Source organism: Sandarakinorhabdus sp. AAP62, assembly GCF_000331225.1.
GTDB lineage: Bacteria > Pseudomonadota > Alphaproteobacteria > Sphingomonadales > Sphingomonadaceae > Sandarakinorhabdus.
The window spans coordinates 215617-240407 of record NZ_ANFY01000007.1 but is presented as its reverse complement, the minus strand read 5'-3'; the positions used below and the strand labels follow the sequence as shown (position 1 = coordinate 240407).

Here is a 24791-nt window from a genome sequence, read left to right as displayed (position 1 = left end):
GCAGCCGTCGTGACCGAGTTTGCCCTGCCTCTGCTGTTTGCGACGGTGTTGTGGTTCGTCGCGACGGGCTTTGTGCTGTGGCTCGACAAACTGCCCAGCCACACCTGGCCGGTGAGCATTACCCTGGCCTCGATCGCGTCGGGCTTTGCCATGGGCGGCATCATCGCCACGGCGGAAGAAACCAGCAGCTGGGCGGCTTATGTGGCATTCGCCTGTGCCCTGGTGCTGTGGGGCTGGCACGAGCTGTCGTTCCTGATGGGCTTTGTCACCGGCCCCAACCGCAATCCCTGCCCGCCCGATGCGCGGGGCTGGCGGCGCTTCCGGCTGGCGGCGGCAACGTTGATCTATCACGAGGTCGCGATGTTCGGCTGCCTGATCGTGATGGCAGCGGCCACCTGGGGCAAGGCCAACCAGACGGCGACGCTCACCTTCCTGCTGCTGTTCGTCATGCGCTTGTCGGCCAAGTTCAACATCTTTGCCGGGGTGCCGCATCTCTCGACCGAGATGATGCCCGATCACATGCGCTATCTGGCCAGCTATTTCCGCATCGCGCCGCCGCGCTGGTTCTTCCTGGCCTCAGTGTCGGGCATTGCCGTGCTGGCGGCGTGGCTGGCTGATCTGGCCCTGTCCAGCCAGGGCGGTATTGCCACCGGCTATGCACTGGCGTTTGCGCTGGTGGCGCTGGCCTTCATCGAACATGGCTTCCTGGTGGTGCCGTGGCAGGATACGGCGATGTTCCGCTGGGCGATGCCGGAAATGGCCCGCCAACGCGCTGCAGAGACAGGTAAAGAATCGGTGAATGGGGCGGCCCAAGCTGACACGAATCCGCTTGCGATGCGACAAAACGCCGTGCAATGAACGGGGCCGGGAGAAGATGAATGGACTTTGAAGCTCACTTCCAGGCGGCGCTGGACGGCTTGAAAGAACGCGGCAACTACCGCGTGTTTGCCGAATTGCAGCGGCACAAGGGTGATTACCCGCATGCAACCCGCTACCTGGAAGATGGCAGCACCCAGGACGTGACGGTATGGTGCTCGAACGATTATCTCGGCATGGGCCAGCATCCCGATGTGCTCGCTGCCATGCACGAGGAACTGGACAAGTCGGGCGCCGGCGCCGGTGGCACACGCAATATTTCCGGCACCATGCATGTGCACCGCCTGCTTGAGGAAGAGCTGGCCGATCTGCACGGCAAGGAATCTGCGCTGCTGTTCAATTCGGGTTACATGTCGAACTGGGCGGCGCTTTCCACGCTGGCCAGCAAGATTCCGGGCTGCGTGGTCTTCTCCGATGCGCTCAACCATGCCTCGATGATCGAGGGCATCCGCCACAGCCGCGCCAAGTTCCACGTGTTCAAGCATAATGACGTGGAAGACCTCGACCGGCTGCTCAGCCAATATGGCCCCGACGTGCCGAAGCTGGTGGCGTTCGAGAGCGTCTATTCGATGGATGGCGACATCGCCCCCATCGCAGACATCTGCGACGTGGCCGACAAGCATGGCGCAATGACCTATATCGACGAAGTGCACGCAGTGGGCATGTATGGCCCGCGTGGCGGCGGCGTCGCCGAACGCGAAGGCCTGATGGACCGGCTGACCGTGATCGAAGGCACGCTGGCCAAGGCCTATGGCGTGGTCGGCGGTTATATTGCCGGTTCCAAGGCGCTGTGCGATTTCGTCCGCAGCTTTGCCTCGGGCTTCATCTTCTCGACCGCGCTGCCGCCGGCAATTGCCGCTGGTGCGCTGGCTTCGGTCAAGCACCTGAAGGACAGCCCGTTCGAGCGCAAGCGTCAGCAGGAGCGTGTGGCCCGGGTCCGCGCCGCGCTGCGCGCCACCGGCATCCCGCAACTCGACAATCCCAGCCATATCATCCCGGTGATGGTGGGCGATGCCAAGAAGGCCAAGATGATCAGCGACTGGCTGATGGAACATCATGGCATCTATGTGCAGCCGATCAACTATCCCACCGTGCCGGTTGGCACCGAGCGTCTGCGCATCACGCCCAGCCCGGTGCATTCGGATGACGATATCGATCGGCTGGTGAAGGCCTTGTCTGACATCTGGGGCCAGTGCGCCCTGCACCGGGTGGAAGCGGCTGCCTGACAGCGAAGCGCTCTGCAGCAACAATGACCCGGCGGCCACCACCGCCGGGTTTTTGTTGCCCCCCGGCTTGCCTTGATAGCGCCAGAATATTACAGCCCTGTCATGTTTGAACTTCGGACCCTCGGCCATGGCTGTTGATGCGCTGCTGCAGCCGGTGGTGCTGTTCTTCCTGCTGGGAGCGCTCGCGGCCTTTGCGCGGTCGGATCTGGTCATTCCCGAAGCGGTGGCCAAGGGCATCTCGCTCTATCTGATGATGTCGATCGGCCTGCGTGGCGGCGCCGAAGTGGCCGAAACCGGCTTCACCCACGACATGGCACTGGCCGGCGGCGCCGGACTGGCGCTCAGCTTCCTGTTGCCGCTGCCGGTATTCTGGCTGCTGCGCATCGCAGCGAAGCTGGACCGCACCAATGCCGCTGCCGTTGCGGCCCACTATGGCTCGGTCAGCGTTGTCACCTTTGCCACCGGCAGCGAGATCCTGCGCCAGGCCGGCATGCCGGCGGCCGGCTATATGGTGGGGGTGTTGGCGCTGATGGAAACGCCGGCGATCATCACGGGCCTGCTGCTGGCGCGTACCGGCGGCACCGCCAATCTTGGCCCGCGCGGCGGCCTGCTGCACGAAACCTTCCTCAACGGTTCGGTGGTGCTGCTGCTCGGCAGTTTCCTGATCGGCATGATCGACGGCAAGGAAGGGTTGCTCAGCATTGCGCCGGTGTTCGATGTGCCGTTCCGCGGCATGTTGTGCATCTTCCTGCTCGATATGGGGCTGATCGCCGCCCGCCGCCTGCTCGATCGCCAGGCGCTGACCGTGCCGACCGTGGTGTTGGCCTTGCTGATCCCGCTCATCAACGGCAGCCTGGGTGTCGGGCTTGGCACCTTGCTGGGCCTTGATGCCGGATCGGCGGCCGCGCTGGGCATCCTGGCGGGCAGCGCGTCCTATATCGCCGTGCCTGCAGTGATGCGCCTGGCGCTGCCCGAAGCCGATCCCGGCCTCTATCTGGGCATGAGCCTGGCCGTCACCTTCCCGTTCAATCTCACCATCGGCATAGCCTATTATGGCTGGCTGGCTGCAGGAATGGCCGCATGAACACCACCCGGCGTCGCCGCATCGAAGTCCTGGCGGATGAACCGCTGATCCCGGCGATCACCCGTATCGCCGCGTCGGCCGGCATCGTGCATTATACGCTGTTGCCCGTGTCCGGCGGTGCCGGCGTGCGTGGCCGCTGGCGCGATGATCAATTGTCTGGCGCCACGTCGAAGGTGATGCTGCTGCTGGTCACCAGTGAAGAACATGCCGATGCGTTCGTCGAGCAATTGGCGCCGATGCTGGAAACCCATCACCTGTTGCTGATGGTCAGCGATGTCAGCGTGGTGCGCGGGCACCGCTTCGATTGAGCGGTGGCGCGCGGCGCTGGCCGCCCGCCGCTGTGGCTTGCAGGTCACGTCATCGCTCTGCCACCAGATTGCAACCGACCAGTCACCAAACTGGCATTGAGAAGCAACATTCGCCTGTCACGGGCTGCCCGGCACACTTCAACCGGGAAACCCACACCATGCGCCTTGCCCTCCATCGTATCGCCCTGCTCGCCAGCGTCGCGCTCACCGCGCCCGCGCTTGCCCAACCTGCCATCATCACGGCGGCGGCCGGTGCCGCTGATGCTGCTGATGCCGTGGCTGAAGACGTCGAAATTGTCGTCTACGGCAAAGGTGAAGTCCGCCAGGTCAGCGAGATCAGCGGTGCCGACATAAAGCTGACCATTGCCGGTGGCAGCCCCTTTGTGGCCATCCAGAAACTGCCCGGCGTCAATTTCCAGTCGGCCGATCCGTTCGGCGTTTATGAATGGTCGACTCGCATCACGCTGCGCGGCTTCAACCAGAACCAGCTCGGCTTCACGCTGGACGGCGTGCCGCTGGGCGACATGAGCTATGGCAACACCAACGGCCTGCACATCAGCCGCGCCATCATCGCCGACAATATCGGCCGCACCCGCGTGTCGCAGGGCGCCGGCGCGCTCGGCACGGCATCGGTGTCCAACCTGGGCGGCACCATCGAATTCTTCAGCCGCGCGCCGCAGGACAAGGCCGGCATTGCCGCCAACGCGACCTATGGTGACAGCAACACGCTGCGCCTGTTCGGCACGGTCGATACCGGCGATATCGGCGGCTTCAAGGCCTATGTCAGCGCGGCGCACATCGATGCGGAAAAGTGGAAGGGCTTTGGCACCCAGCGCTCCACGCAGGTCAATGCCAAGGGCGTGTTTGATCTCGGCGGCAAGGCCAGCTTCACCGCCTTTGTCAACTTCTCCGACCGCAAGGAGAGTGACTATCAGGATTTCAGCAAGGAAATGCTCGGCCGCTTGGGTCCGTTCTGGGACAATATCTCCGACAATTTCCCGCTCGCCGTGCAGATTGCCACCATTGGTGCCAATCGCGGTGAAACCGGCGTGACGCCGCCGTCCAACACGCTCGGCACCGTCTACCCGGCGCCGTTCCGCACCGTTGATGACGCCTATTACGATGCCGCCGGCCTGCGCCGCGACTGGTTGGCCGGGGCCCGGCTGGAAGGCGAACTGACCACCGGGATAATGGCCGGTATTCAGGGCTATTATCACAACAACAAGGGCCAGGGTTCCTGGATCACGCCCTATCGTGCCAGCCCGGGCGGCCTGCCGCTCAGCTTCCGCACCACCGAATATGGTGTGGATCGCTGGGGCATGATCGGTGATATCAGCGCCGATATCGCCACCCACAATGTGAAGTTGACCGCCTGGTACGAACAGAATGATTTCGAACAGGCCCGCCGTTTCTATTCGATGGGCACCAGCACCACGGTGCCGCTGACCAGCGCGCTGACCTATCAGAGCAACCCGTTCTTCACCCAGTGGAACAACCGCTATCGCACCCACATCTTCCAGTTCTCGGTGCAGGACACGTTCGAAGTCGGCAGCGATGTGTCGATCAGCTGGGGCTTCAAGGGCCAGAATGTCTCGATCAGCGCCAATGCCATCAATCCGGTCCCCGGCCCGCTGGCGTTGGGCCAGATTGAATCGGAAGATCTGTTCCTGCCGCAGGTCGGCCTGCTGTGGAAGATCGACGGCAACAACGAATTCTTCGCCGGTTTCACCGAGAATCAGCGCGGGTTCGTGGGTGCGGCCACCACCGGCCCGTTCGCTTCGTCGGCGGCCGGCTTCGCTGTGCTGCGTGACCAGCTGAAGCCGGAAAAGAGCAACACCTTCGAAGCCGGCTTCCGCTTCGGCCAGGGCAATGTGCGTGGTGTGGTCAGCGCCTATCTCGTCAATTTCTCCAACCGCATCCTGGCCATTCCGCAGGGGCCGAGCATCGTTGGCAACGCGCCGATCCTCTCCAACGTCGGCGACGTGCGCTCGCTGGGTGCGGAACTGGGCGTGCAATGGCAGCCGATCAAGGCCGTCACCATCACCGCCAGCTATGCCTATAACGACAATGAATATCGCGACGACGTGGTGAACGCCGCCGGCGTGGTGGTGCAGGCGATCCGCGGCCGCACCGTGGTCGACAGCCCGCGCCACATCGGCAATCTGGAAGTCGCCTATGACGATGGCAATTTCTATGGCCGCGCCAATGCCAACGCCATGTCAAAGCGCTTTTTCACCTTCTCCAACGACCAGTCGGTGGGCGGCCGCGTGGTGGTGGATGGCAAGCTCGGCTATCGCTTCACCAGCGACAATCGCTGGCTGAACGGCCTCGCCATCGAAGGCACGGTGACCAACCTGCTGGACAAGCGCTACATCGCGACCATCGGCTCCAACGGCTTCGGCTTTGCCGGTGACAACCAGACGCTGCTGCCGGCACCGCCGCGCCAGTTCTTCATCACGCTGCGCAAGGATTATTGATCGCGGCAGCGCACCCGAAGAATCTGCCAAAAGGAAACCCCGCAATGCCCATCGGCACTGCGGGGTTTTTCCTTGCCCAGGCGGCGCGGTTCAGGCCGCGACCACGGTGACGCGTTTGGAGCGGCGGCTCATCAGGCCAACCAGGCCAAAGCCGGCGAGCAGCATGGCCCAGCTCGACGGTTCCGGAACCGCGTTGGTGGTCACGTCGCCGATGCGGGTGATGAACACCCGATCAATCACCACGTCCTTGGATGGGAAACGGTTGGTGTTGAAGACAAAGCTGATGTCGAACAGGCTGCCGCTGTTCACGGTCTTTTCGGCGGAAAAAGCCTGCCACACACGCGGCTGACCCTCGCTCACCGCATAATTGGCCAGCTGTACGCCCGCAATCGCACCGCTGAACGTGGCGTCACCGGCGTTGCGAAAGCCATTGAGCGGCGCATAGGCCGAAAAACCGATCTTGTAGACGCCAGACGCCAGGAAGATGCTCTGCGACAGGCTCTGGTTGACGGCGAAATCCGACACGAAATAGGCGGCGCGGCTGCCGACGGCATCCGGGCTGGCGCTGACGCTGTTATCAGGGGTGACGGCTTCACCAAAGGCGCCAATCGGATAGGCGGACGCGCTGTTGTAGAAGATCGCGGCGGGCGGATATTTGGTGCTGCCATTGTCGGCACCGCCGATGGTCCAATTGGCCAGACCGCTCTCAAAGCTGCCATTCTGCACCAGGTTTGTCGCCTGGGCCGAACCAGCCAGCATCATTGCGGCAACGGCCGCACACTGCACGAAACGATACATTACAAACGCCCTACTGTTAACGAAACAACAAACACTCATTCATTTCTTAGCAAATCATTTCGTATTCGTAAACCGGTTATCACAAGAGCGAAGGCAGCGGTTTGCCAGAACACTTGATGGCCCCGCGCTTGCCGCCTAATGCGAGAGCCATGGCACCCCCTGCGCGCACCCCGTTTCCGTTCACCGCCATTGTTGGCCAGGCCGAAATGAAACAGGCGCTGCTGCTGGCGGCCGTGGAACCGCGGCTGGGCGGTGTCATGGTGTTCGGCGATCGCGGCACCGGCAAATCCACTGCCGTGCGTGCGCTGGCCGGTCTGCTGCCGCCCATGAAGGTCGTGCCCGGGTGCCGTTACAAATGCGCCCCCGATGATCGCAATGCCTGCATCGAAGGCTGCCGAGACCGCGCCGGCAAGCAGGTCGAGGAATCTCCCGTGCCCTTCGTCGATCTGCCGCTGGGCGCCACGGAAGATCGCGTGGTTGGCAGCCTCGATCTCGAACGCGCACTGGCCACCGGCGAGAAGCGCTTCGAACCCGGCCTGCTCGCCAAGGCCAATCGCGGCTTTCTCTACATCGACGAGATCAACCTGCTTGAAGATCATCTCGTCGATCTGCTGCTCGATGTCGCCGTGTCGGGCACCAATGTCGTGGAGCGCGAGGGGCTTTCGATCCGCCACCCGGCGCGTTTCATCCTGGTCGGCTCCGGCAACCCGGAAGAAGGCGAACTTCGCCCGCAGCTGCTAGACCGTTTCGGCCTGTCGGTTGATGTCCGCACGCCCACCGACTTGGGCGACCGCATCGAGATCGTGAAGCGCTGTGACCGCTTTGACCGTGATCCGGTCGCGTTCGTGGCCGAATTTCAGGACAGTGAGCAGCATACGCTGGAAGCCATCGCCAAGGCGCGCAAGCTGCTGCCCCGCGTGCAGGTGGAAGACGCGATGCTCGGCCTTGGCGCGCAACTCTGTTCAGCCGTGGGTGCCGATGGCCTGCGCGGCGAGCTGACCCTGCTGCGCGCCGCGCGCGCCCAGGCGGCGCTGGCTGGCAAGAAACATGTGAAGCCGCACCATGTCGCCGAAGTGGCCACCATGGCGCTGCGTCACCGCCTGCGCCGCAATGTGCTGGACGACACCGGCTCCACCGCCCGCATCACCCGCGCCATCGCGGAGCTGATCCCGGCATGACCCCTGCAGGGGAAGGCGACACGTCAGGCGAACGCTGGGCGCTGGCCCTGGCAGCGATCGACGTGCTGGTGGCAGCCGGCAATGGCATCGGCGGTATCCTGCTCCGCGCCCGGCCCGGCCCGGTGCGTGACGCCTGGGCCGATGCGCTGAACCTGGTCATTCCCAGCCGCCGCCTGCCAGCCAGTGCCGACGCGGAAGCGCTTGATGGCGGGCTCGACCTGACCGCCACGCTGGCCAGCGGCAAGCCCGTCCACCGCGCGGGCATCTTTGCCGATGCGTCAGGCAAGGCGCTGGTGGTGCCGATGGCCGAGCGCATGAACGCCGGCCTTGCCGCCCGCCTGGCCACCGCCATTGATGATGGCTGCCCGCCGCTGGTGCTGTTCGATGAAGGCGATCCCGAAGACGCCGAACGCGAGCGTATCCCGCAAGGCCTGGCCGATCGGCTGGCGATCCATATCGATCTGAACGCCGTGCGGCTGGACATGGCGGCCCTGATCGCTGGCGAAGCGCCGCCACCGCCGCTGGAATTGCTGGCTGAACCCGGTGCCATCGCGAAAGACCCGGAAACCGCCCTGGCCGTCGCCGCCGCGGCCTTGGGCATCGCTTCCATCCGCGCGCCGATCATGGCCGTGCGGGTCGCCCGCGCCCACGCGCGTGCGCGCGTCGCCGACGACGCCATAAACCACTCGCGGCCCGATGACATCGAGGCATTGCGCGAGGCCGACATGGCCGCTGCTGCGGCGCTGGTGCTCGGCCCGCGCGCCACCCGCGTGCCACCGCCGCCGGAGGAAGAGCCGCCACCGCCCGAAGAACAGCCGGACGATCAGCCGCCGCCGGAAGAGCCGCCGCCCCCCCCGCCGCCGAGCGATGACCATCAGGGCGACGATCAGGACCAGCCGGAACCGCCGCCATTTGATCCGACCGACATGATCCTGGACGCGGCACAAACCGCGCTGCCCCCCGGCCTGCTCGATGCGCTGGCCGCCGGCACCATGGGCAAGGCGCCCAAGGCCAGCGGCTCTTCCGGTGCCAAGCAGAAGAGCATCACCAGTGGCCGCCCGGCCGGGGTGCGGCCTGGCATGCCCGGGCGCGGGGCGCGGCTGGCGCTGATTGAAACGATCAAGACGGCGGCGCCCTGGCAGAAGATCCGGCCCGTTCGCGACGATGGCCGCCTCGCCATCCGCACCGACGATCTGCGCATCCGGCGCTTCGTGGCGCAGACGCAATCCACCACCATCTTCGCCGTCGATGCCAGCGGCTCGGCGGCGTTTGCGCGCCTGGCCGAGGCCAAGGGTGCAGTTGAGCTGCTGCTTGCCGAAGCCTATGTGAAGCGGGCGGAAGTGGCGCTGGTCGCCTTTCGCGGCACGGAAGCCGCACTGGCGTTGCCGCCCACCCGCAGCCTGCCGCGCGCCAAGAAGGAACTGGCCGGGCTTGCCGGCGGCGGCGGCACGCCGCTGGCGGCCGGGCTGGATATGGCCCGCAAGGTGGCGGAAGGCGAAAAGGCCAGGGGCCGCACGCCGCTGGTGGTGGTGCTCACCGATGGCCGGGCCAATGTTGGCGGCAGTGCTGGCCAAAGCCCGCAGGATGCGGCGCTGGCCTCGGCGCGGGCGTTCCGGCTGAGCGGCGTCGCCTGCGTGTTCATTGATTGCAGCCCGCGGCCGCGCCCGCAGGGGGCAGAACTGGCAAATGCGATGGGCGCCCGGCTGGTGACACTGCCGCGGGTTGATGCCAAGTCAGTGGTGGCGGCGGTAAAAGCCGCAAGTGGTGGGGCGGTTTGATGCGTTGGGATATTGATGGCCGTCATGTGCCGCACCAGGAATGGAGCCGGTTCGTCACGGCCGGCGGGCTGAAATGGCATGTGCAGGTCAGCGGGCCGCAGGATGCGCCGGTGCTGCTGCTGGTTCACGGCACTGGTGCGACCACGCACAGCTTTGCCGGCCTGGCGCCTCTGCTCAGCAGCCATTTCCGCCTGGTGATCCCCGATCTGCCCGGCCATGGTTTCACCCAGAAGATGCAGGCGCCTGATCCCGACAATGTGGCCAAGGCGTTGGCGGCCTTGCTGACGGCGCTGAACCTGACCCCGGCGTTGATCCTGGGCCACAGCGTGGGCGCGGCCATTGCCTTCATGCTGACAGCGGGCGGCCATGCGCAGCCGCAGGCCATCATCTCGCTGGGCGGTGCGCTGCTGCCGTTCGAAGGCATGGGCAAGGCCTATCCGGGGCTGGCCAAGGCGCTGTTCGTCAATCCGTTCATGCCGTCGATCTTCTCGTTCTCCACCCGCTTCCAGTCGATGCCCGATCTGTTGATGCGCTGGACGGGCTCGCATTCGACGCGCGAGCAGGTGGCCTATTACGAGCGGCTGTTCCGCAATCCCAGCCACACCGGCGGGGCATTGTCGCTGATGGCGCACTGGGATCTGGACACGATCGAACGCAGCATCGCTGGCATCCATTGCCCGGTGCTGTTGCTGCACGGCGAGCGCGACAAGACGGTGCCGCCGTCCACGTCCACCACCGTGGCCCACCGCCTCGCCCAGCGCGGCACCCACGTCGAACATCACGGCCTGCCCGGCCTGGGCCACCTCGCCCACGAGGAAGCGCCGGAACGGCACGCGCAACTGGTGGAGCAGTTTGCGCGTGATGTGGGCGTGATTTAACGCCCCCGGAACACCGGCGCGCGCTTTTCGACGAAGGCCTTGGCGGCGTCCTTGTGGTCGTCGGTCAGGCCGCAGTGGACATGGTGGGTGGCCTCCAGATCGAGGCAATCCTCCATGTCGCCGCCTGCAAACGCCCGGTTGAGATTCTCCTTCATGTAGCGGTAGGCCACGCGCGGACCGGCGGCCAAGCGCGCCGCCAGCGCCTGCGCTTCGGCCAGCAGCGCGTCGGCCGGCACCACGCGATTGGTCAGGCCCAGCCGCAGCGCCTCGGCAGCGTCAACCCGGTCGGACAGGAAATACATCTCCCGCGCCTTGGCCGCACCCACCAGCCGGGTGAGGAAATAGGTGCCGCCATAGTCGCCGGAAAAACCGACCCTGGCGAAGGCCGTCGTCATGAAGGCGGTATCGGCCATCACGCGCAGATCGCAGGCCAGCGCCATCGACAGGCCGGCACCGGCCGCCGCGCCGGGAATGGCAGCGATGGTGGGTTTGGGCATGGCGTGCAGGCGCCCGGCGGTTTCGCGCTGGTTGCGGCGCTGGCGGGCAATGGCGACATCGATGGGTTCAGGCTCGCCGCTTTCATTGCGCGCGGCCATGCCCTTCACGTCGCCGCCAGCGCAAAACGCCCCGCCTGCACCCGTGATGACGATGGCGCCGATGGCGGGGTCCGCCTCTGCCTCGCCCAGCAGACGTGCTAGCCCATCCAGCATGGCGCGTGACAGCGCATTGCGCGCCGCCGGGCGGTTGAGGGTGAGGGTCAGCACGCCCTCGCTCACGCTGGCCAGAAGGTCTTCGGTGCCGGTGTCATAGCTCATCTGTTGGTCTCCGGAAGGAAATCGAGGCCGCAACTGCGGGCCGGGGCGGCAAGGCCAGTCACGCGGATGGCGGCCAGCCCTTCGCCGGCCGGGCCATTGTTTGGCATGAAATCGAGCGTGGCATTGTCGAGACCGATACGCCAGCCGGCACCGTGCGGCACGGCGAGCCGATCGAGGATGGCACTCCAGCGTGATGCCGTGGTGGCCGGGTCGTCGCAGGTCATCACCGCGCCGCTGATCACCAGGCCCGGATTGGCATGGGCGTGCCAGGCGCTGCCGGCCCACATGTAACTGCCCATCATGCCGCTGTCGGGCCCGTGATGATCGATGGAAAGCAGGCAGCCGCCGGTGTCGCGCGGGTGCAGGTGCAGGGCGGTGGCGTGCAGCGCGGCATCGCCAACGGAGAGATCCTCGACAAGCCGCACGCCCTGCGCGGCCAGGCGGCCTCTCACGGGGGCGAGATCATCCGTGTCGAGAATGACCATATAGCCGGTCGCACCGCCGCGCCGCGCCATGTAGCGGCCCGCCGTCGTATTTTCCTGCACGGGCGCCAGCGCTTCCAGAAACGTGCCACCCAGCGCCCACAGCGCGTTGTGCAGGCCATATTTGCCCACACCGGGATCGCGATAGCACACGTTGGCCGCCAGCATCTGGCCAACCTCTCCCTCCACCGGTGCAAGGTCCGGTGCAACCATCGCAATCTGGCGCAAGCGCAACATGGTCCCTCCCCAAAGCAGTCGTTGCTGCGTCCCTGTCTCCGGCGCAGCATCAAAGGATGCGAGCCGGGGCAGGGGAGGCGATGATGGCGCAAGATGGGCTAACTGTCAGCAACGAAGCCGGGGTGATGCTGATCACGCTCGATCGGCCGGAAAAATTGAACGCCTATACCGACGCGATGGGCCGGGCGCTGGCCCGCGCGGTGAGGGCGGCGAGCGAGGATGACGCCATTCGCGCCATCATCATCACCGGGGCGGGCCGCGCCTTCTGCGCCGGGGCGGACGTGTCGGCCGGTGCGGAAAGCTTTGACATGGCCGGCGAGGGGGCCGGCAATTTCGGTGCCCGCGAAGAACGGCGGGGCAGAGAGGACAGCTTCATTCACGCCCTGTTCGAATCGAAAAAGCCGATCATCGCCGCCATCAACGGCCCGGCGGTGGGTGTTGGCATCACCCTCACCCTGCCGTGCGACGTGCGCATCGCGGCGGAAGGCGCGCGCATCGGCTTCGTCTTTGCCCGTCGCGGCCTGGTGCCGGAGGCCGGCAGCGCCTGGTTCCTGCCGCGCCTGGTTGGCCTGAGCCAAGCGCTCCGCTGGTGCCTGTCGGGCCGCATCTTTGACGCATCGGAGGCGCTGGCAGGTGGGCTGGTGAGCGAAGTGGTGCCGGCAGACGAATTGCTGCCCCGCGCCCGCGCCATTGCGGCGGAATTCAGCGAAGCCACCGCGCCGGTGGCCATCGCGCTGGCCCGCGCCATGCTGTGGCGGCTGGGCAGCACCGCCAGCCCGGACGACGCGCTGGCGGTGGATGCGACCTGGAATATCGCGCTCGGCAGCGGTCCGGATGTGAAGGAGGGCGTGGCCGCCTTCCTCGAAAAGCGCTCGCCCGCCTTCCCCGGCAGGGCCAGCGCCGATCTACCGCCGGGCGTGCCGTGGTGGGCATCGGCGGGTGATTGACGTGCGCAAATCAGGTTGCCACGCTGCCGCCCAATCAACAGCTTGGGGATTGTCGCGATGAACAAGGTGCGATGGATGGGCATGGCGGCACCGGCGCTGGCCATGGACGCCCTCGCCAGTTACCCGCCCCCCACGCCCAAGCGCCCGCCGTTCCCGCTCTATGGGCCGGACGGCCCGATCCGGTGCTGAGATGGACATCCCGGTTGAATATTACGGACTGATCGAAGGCGGGGTCAGCCTGGTGGCTGTCCTCGCCTTCGCCGGCTGGCAGCTGTGGACGCTGCGGGACAAGCCGGGGGACAAGGACAAACCCGACGACTAACCCCACCCCTTCTTTTCCACGTTGCCCCGGACTTGATCCGGGGCCCCGCTTCCTTCGCGGGCCATCGAAACCGGCACGCAAGAAAGAAAGCCTAACCCCGGATCAAGTCCGGGGTGACGTGTGTGTTGGGCGGGTATTTGCGCCAAAATTGCATCGGCACCGACCGCCCATTTCGGCCGTGTAGGTTACAAAGGTTACAAATTCTTCCGCATGCGCGGGCGCACGCGGGCCAGCGATTTCCGGGCGGCTGTTGACGGTGGAAAGAGCTGTGCCACCTTAACCCTGGTTGCCCCCTGTAGGACAGGCCGCACTACCCACTCGCCCCCCCTCGCCGTTACCCCGGCAAGAGCCGGGCCCATCGCCCCGCTCGATCCGGTGCAGGCCATCGAAGCCGCCATGGCCATGAACGGCCACGCCCCCGCCGATCTCGCTGCAGAAGAACCCCCTTGCCAACTATTTCACCAAGTGGTAAAGAAGTGAACGAATAGGAAAGGGCGATACCTATGCACCAGACACCAATGACTTACGGGAGGCTTCAAGGATATGAAGGATCGGCGCGATGACCCCGTTTGGCAAAGCGGTTCGGCATCTCAGAATCGAGCACGAAATGCTTTTGGGAACTATGGCCGACGCGCTCGATGTCAGTTCCAGCTATCTCAGCCAAATCGAGTCCGGCAAAAAACCGATACCTCAGGGGTTTGCCGACCGAGTAGCCCAGCTGATTGGGTTGGACGCGAAGGCCACGGTCGAATTGCGTCAACAGGCGGCGCTTTCCATGGCTGAGTTCAAGATTCATGTTGCGGACAATGCACCTGCATCAGATCGCATCTTGGCAGGGGAGCTTGCTCATGAGTTTGCCCGGCTAACTCCCGAGGCAAAAGACAACATCGCGAGGCTGTTGCGCGGGGTAGCCAAATGAATTCCCGCGTGGTTGTCGCTCCGCTCAGTCGAGAGAACATCGAGGTGTTTGCCAATGCCGTACGAACGTTTCTCGGCATAAGCCTTTACGACAGAGTCGATGTGCTAAAGCTCATTGAATTCGTGCTCCCGAAACACATGGACGGATTTCGGTACGAAGTCGTTCCGGATCGTGAATTGGGCGACGCTGAAGCGACGACTTCCACAACCGAACGTTTGATTAGAATTAGCCAATCTTGTTAAGACGCTGCGAGGGCCGGACATGCAAGGTATCCATTTACTTTGGCCCATGAATTTGGTCACTTAATGCTGCATACTGGCAAGCCAGCTTCGCTGGCGCGGGGTGAAGTGAAGGCATTTGTCGACCCTGAATGGCAAGCAGATAACTTCGCTGGCGCGTTTCTCGCTCCTAGGGAGATGGTCCGAGCGTGCACAAGCATTCACGAACTGATGCAGCGGTCGGGGTTGTCCCGAGATGCTGCTGACGTCAGGCTACGGGTATTGAGGCTGGCGCTGCCGCTCTTGCCGGTATCCAAAACGAATAAGGGGGGCTGACCAATGGCCAGCACCCCTTAAACCTTGCCCAGAACCGCGACCCCTGTGCAGGTGCGCGACCTGAAGCTTCGCTTGGCAGCACGTGTAATAACACGACAAGTTTCTGGACGCAAAGATCATCGGGTCGCCAAAGTACGGAGGCGTCCATGTCGCCACCTCCCCGTGGTAAACGGTGGGTGTGTCGCCCGTGGAAGACGCTGCCGGACGGAACGCGCATCTATGCTCGCCAGTATGGCAAGCGCGCGTTCTGCTGGCTCGTTGACGACGAGTGACCCCTACTCCCGGTCGCAGTTTCGGCTGCGACCGGGCCCCTCGGTTCGGCGCTTGGAGGTCTCCACAACTCGGAGACAAATTATGCAAATTGGACGCGATCAACCCATGGGATTCGGTCCCGCTGGTATCGGCCCAGAGGTGTCTGCCTACGAGGTTGCTCAGTTTATGGTAACCTTGATCCCAACCGGTCACGGTAGGCTTTCCCAAAACCGTGCTAGCGCATTGATCCGAAGGCAGTTCGGGTTGGAGTTCGTTCAAAAAAACAAAAACGGCAACTGGGGCATTAGGCCGGATGTGTTGGACGAATTCAAACTGCTCACTTCCGCAGAACCAAACGATCTGGTCTGGATAATGTCTTCTCAGACGTGGCGCCGGCGCCAACCAACCGACGCGCCGGGCAGGTTAGCTAAGCGATTGAAGGCTGCTTCCTGAAGGCTATGCAGATTACTCAAGATGCAAGCGCCAGAGACTATGGCTTAGAAAATGCCCCCCCCTCACACCTTCCGCGGCATCCGCCATGGCAGCATCCACTGCACCGCCCCCGTATCGAACCGCCGCATGTTGAGCGATTCGTGCACGGCCACCACATCCTCCCCCCACAGGCGGGTGGCGAGGGCGGTGCGGCTGTAGAAGGGCGTGTCTTCCCAGGTGGCGCGGATGCGGGCGGTGTAGCCGGCGTCGGCGCGGGTCATGCGGTCAAGGCGCCAGGCGGTTTTGGGCAGCACCACGGGGGCGGGCATTTCCATCACTTCGGCCTGGCCATCGGGCGTGATGCGCAGGGCCATGCCGAAATCGGCGCCGTCTTTCAGCTGGCCTTCGTACATCACCGCGGTGGAGCCATCCTTCAGATGGGCCCGGCTCCACTGCCAATCGGCAAAGCCGTCTTCCAGTGATTCGCTGCCGTGATTGGCATCCAGATAGCCGGTGCCGGCCCATTTGATATCGGGGTTGGTGAAGGTGGCTTCCACCTGCGCGCACGGGCCAATCGGTTCCCACACATGCTTGCCGCCGGGATCAAGCCGGAACCGGCGCTGGCCATAGACTTGCGGCGTCACCCGCACCTGCCCGCGCACCTTCATGGGCAGCACGGCGCATTCTTCCTCGATATCGATGACCAGCGTGGCGCCATCCCAGCGTAGCTGGCTGGGGCCGATGCGCAGCGTGGCGCGATCACGGAACAGGGCGCCGGTGCCGCGCTCGGTCATCGCCCAGCGGCGGCAGCCCTTGCCGTAGAGCGCGACGTTCAGGGAGACATGATCCTCCGGAGCGTCGCGGCCGGCGGCCTTGTAATAGGGGGAGAAGACCGAGCCGATGAAGGCGATGATCGTCAGCCCATACTGCCCGCAGTCGCTTTCGGCGTCGACATACCACCAGCGGTAGCCACCGGGTGCAACGTCCTGATCGAAGCGCGGGCCTGAAGGATCGCTGCGCTCGCCAAGCGGCCGGACAAGGCCGCCATCGGCACGCCCGCTCCCGGGTGCGCCGAACCACTGGCGACCCAGAGCCCGGGCAGCTTCGTCTTGCTGCCAGGCCGGCGGAAGCTGGCCTGCCACCCGTGCGAGGCCCGACCATAAAGGGCCCCACCGCTCGAAGGGAAAAGCGCCTCGAACATCGCTGGGCCCACTGGCACCATTGCCTTGGGTTTCAGTGTCAGCCCGCACCGGGCGAGGACCGCCAGCGTTGCTGTCTGACATTGTTCCATCTCCTCTGGCGTTGGTGGGCTGCCGTCGCCGGTGGGCGGGGCGTTGACGATGAGTTGCAGGCGTTCGGGGCCATCGGGCGGTTTGCCGATGCCACGATCCTGCGCGCAGATATAGATGCTGGGTTCCGTGGGCAGGCGGGATCGTGCGAAAATGTCCCGGAATTCGGCGGCATAATCGGTGGAGAAGAAGACGTTGTGCCGGTCCATCTCGAAGCCGGAGCAGTCTGCCGTCATCATGGTGACGAGGGCGGAGAGCGAGCGTTCGTGGGGTTTGACGCCGGTGACGGCCCCCGAGGCGGCGGCACCGAACCGGCCATCGGCGAGGGCGGAAATGTCGCTGTTGGAGAGGACATCGCGGGCGGGGATTTCCTCGCCGCTGGCGAGCTTTACCCCGGCGGCGCGGCCATTGCGGACGAGAATTTCCGCCACGTGGGCGTTGTAATGGAACTTGGCGCCCAGCCGCTCGGCGAGCAGCGCCATCTGGCGGGCGACTTCGTGCATGCCGCCTTCCACCAGCCAGACGCCGCGCGCCTCCAGATGGGCGATCAGCATCAGCGTGGCGGTGGCCTGGAAGGGATCAGCGCCGGTGTAGGTGGCATAGCGGCCATAAAGCTGGTGCAGGCGCGGATCGCGGAAATATTTGCCCAGCGTCTTCCACAGCGTTGCGAACGGGTTGATCGCGAACATCTCGTGCAGGTGGAAGGGGGCGTATTTCAAGGAAAGCCCGATGGGGCCCATCGCCGGGCTTTCCATGAAGCGGGTTTCCAGCGCGTTCCAGATGCGAGCGGATTCGGCTTGAAAGCGCGTCCAGCCCTCCGCCTCCGCCGCGCCGGCGAACTGGGCGACGGCGTCGCGGCTGCGGGCGTGATCGGCCCACAGATCAAGGCTGCTGCCATCCTGCCAGGCGTGGCGCGCAAGGCGATCGGATTTGTGCAGCGTCAGATGCGCGTCGAGCGTGGTGCCGGCATCGGCGAAGATGCGTTCAAACACCGGGCGGTGTGTGAAAACAGTGGGGCCGGCATCGACGGGCATGCCGCCGACATCAACGGTGCGCAGCTTGCCGCCGGGGGTGCCCATGCGCTCCACCACGGTGACAGGCACCCCACGCGCGGCCAGCAGCACGGCGGCCGACAGGCCCGCCATGCCGGCTCCGATGATGACAACGCTGTCAGGGCCTGCCAAATCGATCTTCCGAATCATCAGTCGTTAAGGTCTGGCAGCTAAACCTGACCATAGGGGTCATGATTGACCTTTGGGCAGCGACTGTCCAGACCGTTTGACACGAGCTTGTGGGGCACATGGCTGAAAACACTGCCTCTCCGGGATGGAAGCTGCGCTGGCTCAATGCCCGCAACCGGATGCTGGCCAATCCGGGCTTTCAGCGTTTTGCCATGCGCAACCCGTTGATGCGGCGCACGGCGCGCTATCACGCCAATGCCATGTTCGCGGTGATCACCGGTTTCGTGCAGACCAAGGCGCTCACCGCGACCGTTGATGCCGGGGTGATTCGCCGCCTGAGTGATGGTCCGGCCAGCACTGCCGCGCTGGCGCAGGGCGCCGGGCTGTCGCAGGAGGCCATGCAGCGGCTGCTGGGCGCGGCGAAAGCGATTGACCTGGTGGAGCTGGCGGCCCCCGATCTGTGGGTGCTGGGCCAGCGCGGCGCGGCACTTTCGACCAACCAGGGCGCGCTGGCGATGATCGAACATCACAAGATCTTCTATGATGATCTGGCCGATCCCATCGCCATGCTGAAAGGCGGGCGCGGGCAGGGCAAGCTGGCGGCGTTCTGGACCTATGCCCCGGCAGCCGGGAAGGGGCTGCCGGCGGCGGCCGATGCGGCAAGCTGGCAAGGCGGCGGCAGCGAGGGCGATGGGGGGTCAGTCGCGCCTTACTCGGCATTGATGGCGGCCAGCCAGCCGATGGTGGCCGAACAGGTGCTGGATGCCTATGATTTCAGCCGGCACACCTGCCTGATGGATGTGGGCGGTGGCCACGGCGCCTTTCTGGCCGAAGTGGCGCAGCGTCACCCGCGGCTGAGCTTGAAATTGTTCGATCTTCCGGCTGTCGTCGAAGGCGCGAAGGCCAAGCTGGCGGCGCGGGGGCTTTCCCACGTGTCGCTGCACGGCGGCAGTTTCCGCGATGATCCGCTGCCACAGGGGGCTGATGTGATCAGCCTGGTGCGCATCTGCCACGATCATGATGATGATGTGGTGCGCGCGCTGCTGCGCAAGGCCCATGCCGCGCTGCCGCTGGGCGGCCGCCTGCTGCTGGCCGAACCGATGGCCGGCACGATGGGCGCCGAAGTGATGGGCGATGCCTATTTCGGCCTCTATCTGTGGGCGATGGGGTCGGGCCGACCGCGTGACGTGGCGGCCTATCTGGCGCTGCTGGCCGAAGCCGGATTCGGCAACGCCCGCGAGGTGGCCACGGCGCTGCCGATGGTCACCCGGCTGCTTGTCGCCCAGCGCTGAGCGGCAGAACGGCGTTTGCCTGTTGCGTCAAGCTTAAAGACGACCAAGCCCGTCCAATTTTTTGCTTTCCGAACTGTCATGTGCGCTTTACAGCCGCATGACGCTTTGGATAAATGCCGGCGAATTTGGGACGGATCAGCGGGGCAAGGCTGACCGAGTTCCACGAGGGGTTGGTTGAATGGAAACATTGGCCGTGGTGGTGGAGGAGCCGGAGCGCGTTGCGCTGCGCTCGCTCGCGCTCACGCCTTGCCAAGCCGATGACGTGGTGGTGTCGATCGACTTTTCAGGCATTTCCATGGGCACGGAAAAGCTGATGTACAACGGCAGCATGCCGATGTTCCCCGGCATGGGATATCCGTTGGTTCCCGGATATGAAGCGGTCGGCACGGTGGTGGACGCCGGTGAAAATGCCGCCGCGATGATCGGCAAGACGGTCTTCGTGCCCGGTTCCTCGAAATTCGAAGGCGCGCGCGGGCTGTTCGGCGGCCAGGCCAAGATGCTGATCACTGGCGCGGCGCGGGTGATTCCGCTGCCGGCCGATCTCCACGAAAAGGCCGTGCTGATGAGCCTGGCGGCCACTGCCCAGCATGCGGTGGCGGGCGGCGAGATGCCGGATCTGATCATCGGCCACGGCGTGCTCGGCCGCCTGCTGGCGCGCATCGCGCTGGCGGCCGGCGTGGAGCCGACGGTGTGGGAAATCAATGATGCCCGCATGGCGGGCGCAGAGGGATATCGGGTGGTCAGGCCCGAGACCGACGAGCGGCGGGATTACCGCTCGGTCTACGACGCCAGCGGTGACCACCGCGTGATCGACCAGACCGTCATGCATATGGCGCGTGGGGGCGAGATCGTGCTGGCCGGCTTCTACAGCGATCCGCTGTCGTTCAACTTCGCGCCAGCGTTCCGGCGTGAGCTTCGCATACGCATTGCCACTGAGTTCCAGCCTGACGACCTCGCGACTTCGCTCGCGCTGGTGGGCAGCGGTAGGCTGTCACTCGAGGGCCTTGTGACGCACAAGGTGCCGGCAACGGAGGCCCCGACCGCTTATGGTCAGGCCTTTTCGGACCCCAATTGTCTCAAGATGGTCTTCGACTGGAGAGATATCGCATGAGCATCAACAGCCTTCTCGATCAGGTCGCCGCTCTCCGGGAGGAAGCCGCGATCGAACCTGACCCCGTTCACACCGGTGAGATCACCAAGGAAACCCAGATCATCGCCATCTATGGCAAGGGTGGTTCGGGCAAGAGCTTCGCGCTCGCCAACCTGTCCTACATGATGGCGCAGCAGGGCAAGCGCGTGCTGCTGATCGGCTGCGACCCCAAGAGCGACACCACCAGTCTGCTGTTTGGCGGCAAGGCCACCCCGACGATCATCGAAACCAGCTCCAGGAAGAAGCTTTCGGGCGAGGAGCTGAGCATCGAGGATGTCTGCTTCCAGCGCGACGGCGTGTTCGCCATGGAACTGGGCGGCCCGGAAGTGGGTCGTGGCTGCGGCGGTCGCGGCATCATCCACGGCTTTGAAACCATCGAGAAGCTGGGCTTCCACGATTGGGGCTTCGATTATGTGCTGCTCGATTTCCTCGGCGACGTGGTGTGCGGCGGCTTCGGTCTGCCGATCGCCCGTGACATGTGCCAGAAGGTGATCGTCGTCGGCTCGAACGATCTGCAGTCGCTCTATGTCGCCAACAATGTCTGCAAGGCGGTGGAATATTTCCGCAAGATGGGCGGCAACGTTGGCGTCGCTGGCATATTGATCAACAAGGATGATGGTTCGGGCGAAGCTCAGGCCTTTGCCAAGGCCGTGGGCATTCCGGTGCTGGTGAGCATCCCGGCGCACGAGGATATCCGCAAGAAGAGCGCCAATTATCAGATCATCGGCACCCACGAGAGCCAGTGGGGCCCGCTGTTTGCCGAACTGGCGACGGCGGTCGAAACCGCGCCGCCGGTGCGGCCGACCCCGCTCGATCAGGACGGCCTGCTCGGCCTGTTCAAGCCGGAAGATACCGGCGGCAACTTCACCCTGAAGCCGGCCACCCAGGCCGACATGCGCGGCGGCGTCTATGAGACGAAGCCGAGCCTGGAAGTGGTGTACGACAATGTCTGAGGAACTGGCGGTTCCTCCCGAGGAAGGGGCCGGCTGCCACGCCGGCGCCGACACCATGCGCGATGCCGCCGCCAAGGCCGGCAAATCGGAAGTGCTGGAGCGTTACGCGGCCGATTATCCGAAGGGCCCGCACGACCAGCCGCAATCCATGTGCCCGGCCTTCGGGTCGTTGCGCGTCGGACTGCGCATGCGTCGCACCGCGACCATCCTGTCCGGCTCGGCCTGCTGCGTCTATGGTCTCACCTTCACGTCGCACTTCTATGGGGCGCGGCGCACGGTGGGCTATGTGCCGTTCAATTCGGAAACGCTGGTTACCGGCAAATTGTTCGAGGATATCCGCGAAGCCGTGCACTTGCAGGCTGATCCGGAGAAATACGACACGATCGTGGTGACCAATTTGTGCGTGCCGACCGCTTCGGGCGTGCCGCTGCAGTTGCTGCCGGATTCGATCAACGGCGTTCGCATCATCGGCATCGACGTGCCGGGTTTCGGCGTGCCGACCCATGCCGAGGCCAAGGACGTGCTGGCCGGCGCGATGCTGAAATATGCCCGCGAGGAAATCATGGCCGGCCCGGTGGCGGCGCCTGCCGTGATGCCCGACAAGCCGACTGTGACGCTGCTCGGTGAGATGTTCCCGGCAGACCCCGTGGGCATTTCGATGTTGCTGGAACCGATGGGCCTCACCGCTGGCCCCGTCGTGCCCACCCGCGAATGGCGTGAGCTTTATGCGGCGCTGGCCTCGCCGGTGGTGGCGGCCATCCATCCCTTCTACACCGCCGCCGTGCGCGAATTCGAAGCGGCAGGCCGCACCATCGTCGGTTCGGCGCCGGTCGGCCGTGATGGCACCGCCGCCTGGCTTGCCGCCATCGGCGATGCCTTCGGCCTCTCTGCCGACAAGGTCGCCGCCGCGCAGAACAAGTGGCTGCCGGCGATCACCGGCGCGCTTTCGGCCAAGCCGATCAAGGGCCGCATCACGGTTTCGGGCTATGAAGGTTCCGAACTGCTGGTGGCGCGCCTGCTGATCGAATCGGGGGCCGAAGTGCCCTATGTCGGCACCGCCTGCCCGCGCACCAAATGGTCGGATCCGGATCGCGAATGGCTGGAAGCCCGCGGCACCCGCATCCAGTATCGCGCCAGCCTGGAACAGGACATTGCGGCGGTGGAGGAATTCCACCCCGACCTGTCGATCGGCACCACGCCGGTGGTGCAGCACGCCAAGACGCGCGCCATCCCCGGCCTGTATTTCACCAACCTCATCTCGGCGCGGCCGCTGATGGGCCCGGCGGGCGCAGGCAGCCTGGCCCAGGTGATCAACGGCGCGCTTGGCAACAAGGGCCGTTTCGACATGATGAAGGACTTCTTCCAGGGCGTTGGCGAAGGCCATGCCGCTGGCATCTGGGAAGACGTTCCGCAGGACCGCCCGGAGTTCAAGAAGAAGTTCGCAGGCAAGATGATCGCCGCCGCCAAGGCGAGCGAAGCGATCGGGAACTGACGCGATGTTGGTGTTGGATCACGATCGCGCGGGCGGTTATTGGGGCGCTGTCTACAGCTTCACCTCGGTGAAGGGTCTGCAGGTGGTCATCGACGGCCCGGTGGGTTGCGAGAACCTGCCGGTTACCTCGGTGCTGCATTATACCGATGGCCTGCCGCCGCACGAACTGCCCATCGTCGTCACCGGCCTGGCCGAGGAAGAGCTGGGCAAGACCGGCACCGAAGGCGCCATGAAGCGGGCGTGGAAGACGCTCGATCCGGCGCTGCCCTCGGTGGTCGTCACCGGCTCCATCGCCGAAATGATCGGCGGCGGCGTGACGCCGGAAGGCACCAGCATCGTCCGCTTCCTGCCGCGCACCATCGATGAAGATCAGTGGCAGTCTGCCGACCGCGCCTTGACCTGGCTGTGGAAGGAATTCGGGCCGAAGAAGATGCCGGCGCCCAAGGTGCGCAAGGAGGGCGAGAAGCCGCTCGTCAACATCATCGGGCCGCAATATGGCACCTTCAACATGCCATCGGACCTGGCGGAAATCCGCCGCCTGATCGAAGGCGTGGGCTGCGAGGTGAACATGGTGTTCCCGCTGGGCACCCACCTCGCCGATATCCGCCGCCTCGCCGATGCCTCGGTGAACGTGTGCATGTACCGCGAATGGGGCCGCAACCTGTGCGAGACGCTGGAGCGGCCCTATCTGCAGGCACCCATCGGCCTGAACAGCACCACCGCCTTCCTGCGCAAGCTGGGTGAGCTGACCGGGGTGGACCCGGAACCCTTCATCGAGAAGGAAAAGCACACCACCATCAAGCCGCTGTGGGATCTGTGGCGCTCGGTCACCCAGGATTTCTTTGCCACCGCCAGCTTCGGCATCGTGGCGACGGAAACCTATGCCCGCGGCATGAAGGTGTTCCTGGAAGACGATATGGGCATGCCCTGCGTGTTTTCCTTCCAGCGCAACGCCGGCGTGAAGCCCGACAATGAAGCGGTGAAACAGGCGATTGCCACGTCGAGCCCGCTGATCGTGTTCGGCAGCTACAACGAACGCATGTACATGGCGGAATCGAACAGCCGCTCCATCTACATCAACGCCAGCTTCCCCGGCGCCGCCATCCGCCGTCACACCGGTACGCCGTTCATGGGTTATGCCGGTTGCACGTGGATCATGCAGGAAGTGTGCAACGCGCTGTTCGACGCATTGTTCTTCATTCTGCCGCTGTCCACCATGATGGATAAGGCCGACGCGACTCCGTCGCGCCTGCTGGAAGCCGTGGCCTGGGAAGACGATGCCCGTTCGGAACTGGATCGGATTGTTGACAAGGAACCCGTGCTGGTACGCATCTCTGCGGCCAAGCGCTTGCGGGATGCCGCAGAGCGCGCGGCGCGGGATGCGGGGGAAAAGTTGGTAACTGTGGACCGCTTGCGCTCTGCCGTGCGCCTTTATGAGGCTCAGGCGGCATGATCGGCGCTATCGCCCTCAATTCAAGCTGCAATTCACTTGCCTTGCTGGCAAGGTCAGGCATAGACTGTCGCAGAGACAATCTGACACAGTCTCAATCTCTTTGCGGTGGAATCATCCTACGCCGCGAAGCCGCCGGTCGGACACGGCCCTATTGGTCGTGTGCGGCGGAACCATCGGAGGAAAAGGCATGAGTGACAACAAGATTGGTCCGGGTACCTACCTGACCGACGCCGAAGCACGGGAGTTCCACAAGGGCTTCGTCGTGTCGATGGCGTTCTTCGTGATCGTGGCTGTGATCGCCCACTGGCTGGTTTGGGTCTGGCGCCCCTGGTTCGGCTCGAAGCGTCCGTATGCGGCCGTGGAAATCCACCAGATCCAGCAGGCTGACGCTTCCAGCGTCGCTGCGCCCCACGCTTAA

23 protein-coding genes are annotated in these 24791 nt (G+C 64.7%); 18 read left to right on the top strand and 5 right to left on the bottom strand.

Going from position 1 to position 24791, the window contains the following annotated elements:
- Positions 1 to 9 precede the first annotated feature (9 nt).
- From puhE to D619_RS0107585, 5 genes are all read left to right on the top strand, one after another.
- The gene (puhE, locus tag D619_RS16030; RefSeq protein WP_017667981.1) at positions 10 to 858 is read left to right on the top strand and encodes a putative photosynthetic complex assembly protein PuhE; all 849 of its coding nucleotides are present in this window, start codon (positions 10 to 12) and stop codon (positions 856 to 858) included.
- A gap of 20 nt (positions 859 to 878) precedes the next feature.
- Positions 879 to 2102 carry a 5-aminolevulinate synthase gene (gene hemA / locus D619_RS0107600; protein ID WP_017667980.1) on the top strand — a complete coding sequence of 408 codons (1224 nt, stop codon included), beginning with the start codon at positions 879 to 881 and terminating at the stop codon, positions 2100 to 2102.
- 127 nt (positions 2103 to 2229) lie between these two features.
- Positions 2230 to 3186, top strand: coding sequence for a sodium-dependent bicarbonate transport family permease (locus tag D619_RS0107595; protein WP_017667979.1), 957 nt, complete (start codon positions 2230 to 2232; stop codon positions 3184 to 3186).
- Positions 3183 to 3494 (top strand): DUF190 domain-containing protein, encoded by a 312-nt coding sequence (locus D619_RS0107590; protein WP_017667978.1) that lies wholly within the window; start codon positions 3183 to 3185, stop codon positions 3492 to 3494. Before D619_RS0107595 ends, D619_RS0107590 begins: the two co-directional genes overlap by 4 nt.
- 158 nt (positions 3495 to 3652) lie before the next feature.
- Entirely contained in the window at positions 3653 to 5971 is a 2319-nt protein-coding gene (locus tag D619_RS0107585; protein WP_017667977.1) for a TonB-dependent receptor, read from the top strand.
- Between the two features lie 90 nt (positions 5972 to 6061).
- Here D619_RS0107585 and D619_RS0107580 read toward each other — a convergent pair whose 3' ends face one another.
- Positions 6062 to 6769, bottom strand: a complete 708-nt coding sequence (locus D619_RS0107580) for a PEPxxWA-CTERM sorting domain-containing protein (protein WP_017667976.1) — start codon at positions 6767 to 6769, stop codon at positions 6062 to 6064.
- A 149-nt stretch (positions 6770 to 6918) separates the two neighbouring features.
- On the opposite strand from D619_RS0107580, the gene bchI reads away from it, so the two are divergent.
- From bchI to bchO, 3 genes are read left to right on the top strand one after another with little or no spacing between them, the layout of a single operon-like run.
- Positions 6919 to 7947 (top strand): magnesium chelatase ATPase subunit I, encoded by a 1029-nt coding sequence (gene bchI / locus D619_RS0107575; protein ID WP_017667975.1) that lies wholly within the window; start codon positions 6919 to 6921, stop codon positions 7945 to 7947.
- Positions 7944 to 9725, top strand: coding sequence for a magnesium chelatase subunit D (locus D619_RS0107570; protein WP_017667974.1), 1782 nt, complete (start codon positions 7944 to 7946; stop codon positions 9723 to 9725). The genes bchI and D619_RS0107570 overlap by 4 nt, the downstream gene beginning before the upstream one ends.
- Positions 9725 to 10603 (top strand): alpha/beta fold hydrolase BchO, encoded by an 879-nt coding sequence (gene bchO, locus D619_RS0107565; RefSeq protein WP_017667973.1) that lies wholly within the window; start codon positions 9725 to 9727, stop codon positions 10601 to 10603. Before D619_RS0107570 ends, bchO begins: the two co-directional genes overlap by 1 nt.
- On the opposite strand, the gene D619_RS0107560 is transcribed toward bchO, so the two are convergent.
- Both D619_RS0107560 and D619_RS17235 read right to left on the bottom strand, forming a co-directional pair.
- Complete coding sequence (locus tag D619_RS0107560) at positions 10600 to 11418, bottom strand: enoyl-CoA hydratase-related protein (protein WP_017667972.1); 819 nt, start codon at positions 11416 to 11418, stop codon at positions 10600 to 10602. The two genes, bchO and D619_RS0107560, sit on opposite strands and share 4 nt — an antisense overlap.
- Positions 11415 to 12137, bottom strand: coding sequence for a VOC family protein (locus D619_RS17235; protein ID WP_017667971.1), 723 nt, complete (start codon positions 12135 to 12137; stop codon positions 11415 to 11417). Before D619_RS17235 ends, D619_RS0107560 begins: the two co-directional genes overlap by 4 nt.
- An 80-nt stretch (positions 12138 to 12217) precedes the next feature.
- Here D619_RS17235 and D619_RS0107550 point away from each other — a divergent pair, with 80 nt between their 5' ends.
- The 4 genes from D619_RS0107550 (at position 12218) to D619_RS17230 (ending at position 14325) form a co-directional block, all read left to right on the top strand.
- Positions 12218 to 13084 (top strand): enoyl-CoA hydratase-related protein, encoded by an 867-nt coding sequence (locus tag D619_RS0107550; protein WP_017667970.1) that lies wholly within the window; start codon positions 12218 to 12220, stop codon positions 13082 to 13084.
- 57 nt (positions 13085 to 13141) lie between these two features.
- Positions 13142 to 13273 carry a hypothetical protein gene (locus D619_RS18425; RefSeq protein ID WP_017667969.1) on the top strand — a complete coding sequence of 44 codons (132 nt, stop codon included), beginning with the start codon at positions 13142 to 13144 and terminating at the stop codon, positions 13271 to 13273.
- A 1-nt stretch (position 13274) separates the two neighbouring features.
- Positions 13275 to 13406, top strand: coding sequence for a hypothetical protein (locus tag D619_RS18420; protein WP_017667968.1), 132 nt, complete (start codon positions 13275 to 13277; stop codon positions 13404 to 13406).
- Positions 13407 to 13965: 559 nt separating this feature from the next.
- The gene (locus D619_RS17230; RefSeq protein WP_017667967.1) at positions 13966 to 14325 is read left to right on the top strand and encodes a helix-turn-helix transcriptional regulator; all 360 of its coding nucleotides are present in this window, start codon (positions 13966 to 13968) and stop codon (positions 14323 to 14325) included.
- A 1321-nt stretch (positions 14326 to 15646) separates the two neighbouring features.
- Here the strand turns inward: D619_RS17230 and D619_RS0107525 are convergent.
- Both D619_RS0107525 and crtD read right to left on the bottom strand, forming a co-directional pair.
- Positions 15647 to 16357 carry a hypothetical protein gene (locus D619_RS0107525; RefSeq protein WP_017667966.1) on the bottom strand — a complete coding sequence of 237 codons (711 nt, stop codon included), beginning with the start codon at positions 16355 to 16357 and terminating at the stop codon, positions 15647 to 15649.
- 122 nt (positions 16358 to 16479) lie between these two features.
- On the bottom strand, positions 16480 to 18054 hold the full coding sequence (gene crtD / locus D619_RS0107520) for a 1-hydroxycarotenoid 3,4-desaturase CrtD (RefSeq protein ID WP_017667965.1): 1575 nt from the start codon (positions 18052 to 18054) through the stop codon (positions 16480 to 16482).
- Positions 18055 to 18152: 98 nt separating this feature from the next.
- Between crtD and D619_RS0107515 the strand changes: the two genes are divergently transcribed.
- The 6 genes from D619_RS0107515 (at position 18153) to pufB (ending at position 24791) form a co-directional block, all read left to right on the top strand.
- On the top strand, positions 18153 to 19325 hold the full coding sequence (locus D619_RS0107515) for a methyltransferase (RefSeq protein ID WP_017667964.1): 1173 nt from the start codon (positions 18153 to 18155) through the stop codon (positions 19323 to 19325).
- Positions 19326 to 19503: 178 nt separating this feature from the next.
- Positions 19504 to 20436: a chlorophyll synthesis pathway protein BchC gene (gene bchC / locus D619_RS0107510; RefSeq protein WP_017667963.1), complete on the top strand. Its 933-nt coding sequence runs from the start codon at positions 19504 to 19506 to the stop codon at positions 20434 to 20436.
- The gene (locus D619_RS0107505) at positions 20433 to 21428 is read left to right on the top strand and encodes a chlorophyllide a reductase iron protein subunit X (RefSeq protein ID WP_017667962.1); all 996 of its coding nucleotides are present in this window, start codon (positions 20433 to 20435) and stop codon (positions 21426 to 21428) included. Before bchC ends, D619_RS0107505 begins: the two co-directional genes overlap by 4 nt.
- Positions 21421 to 22920 carry a chlorophyllide a reductase subunit Y gene (gene bchY, locus D619_RS0107500; protein WP_017667961.1) on the top strand — a complete coding sequence of 500 codons (1500 nt, stop codon included), beginning with the start codon at positions 21421 to 21423 and terminating at the stop codon, positions 22918 to 22920. Before D619_RS0107505 ends, bchY begins: the two co-directional genes overlap by 8 nt.
- Before the next feature lie 4 nt (positions 22921 to 22924).
- Positions 22925 to 24373: a chlorophyllide a reductase subunit Z gene (gene bchZ / locus D619_RS0107495; protein ID WP_017667960.1), complete on the top strand. Its 1449-nt coding sequence runs from the start codon at positions 22925 to 22927 to the stop codon at positions 24371 to 24373.
- 187 nt (positions 24374 to 24560) lie between these two features.
- A complete protein-coding gene (pufB, locus tag D619_RS17610; protein WP_017667959.1) occupies positions 24561 to 24791 on the top strand; it encodes a light-harvesting antenna LH1, beta subunit in 231 nt (76 codons plus the stop codon).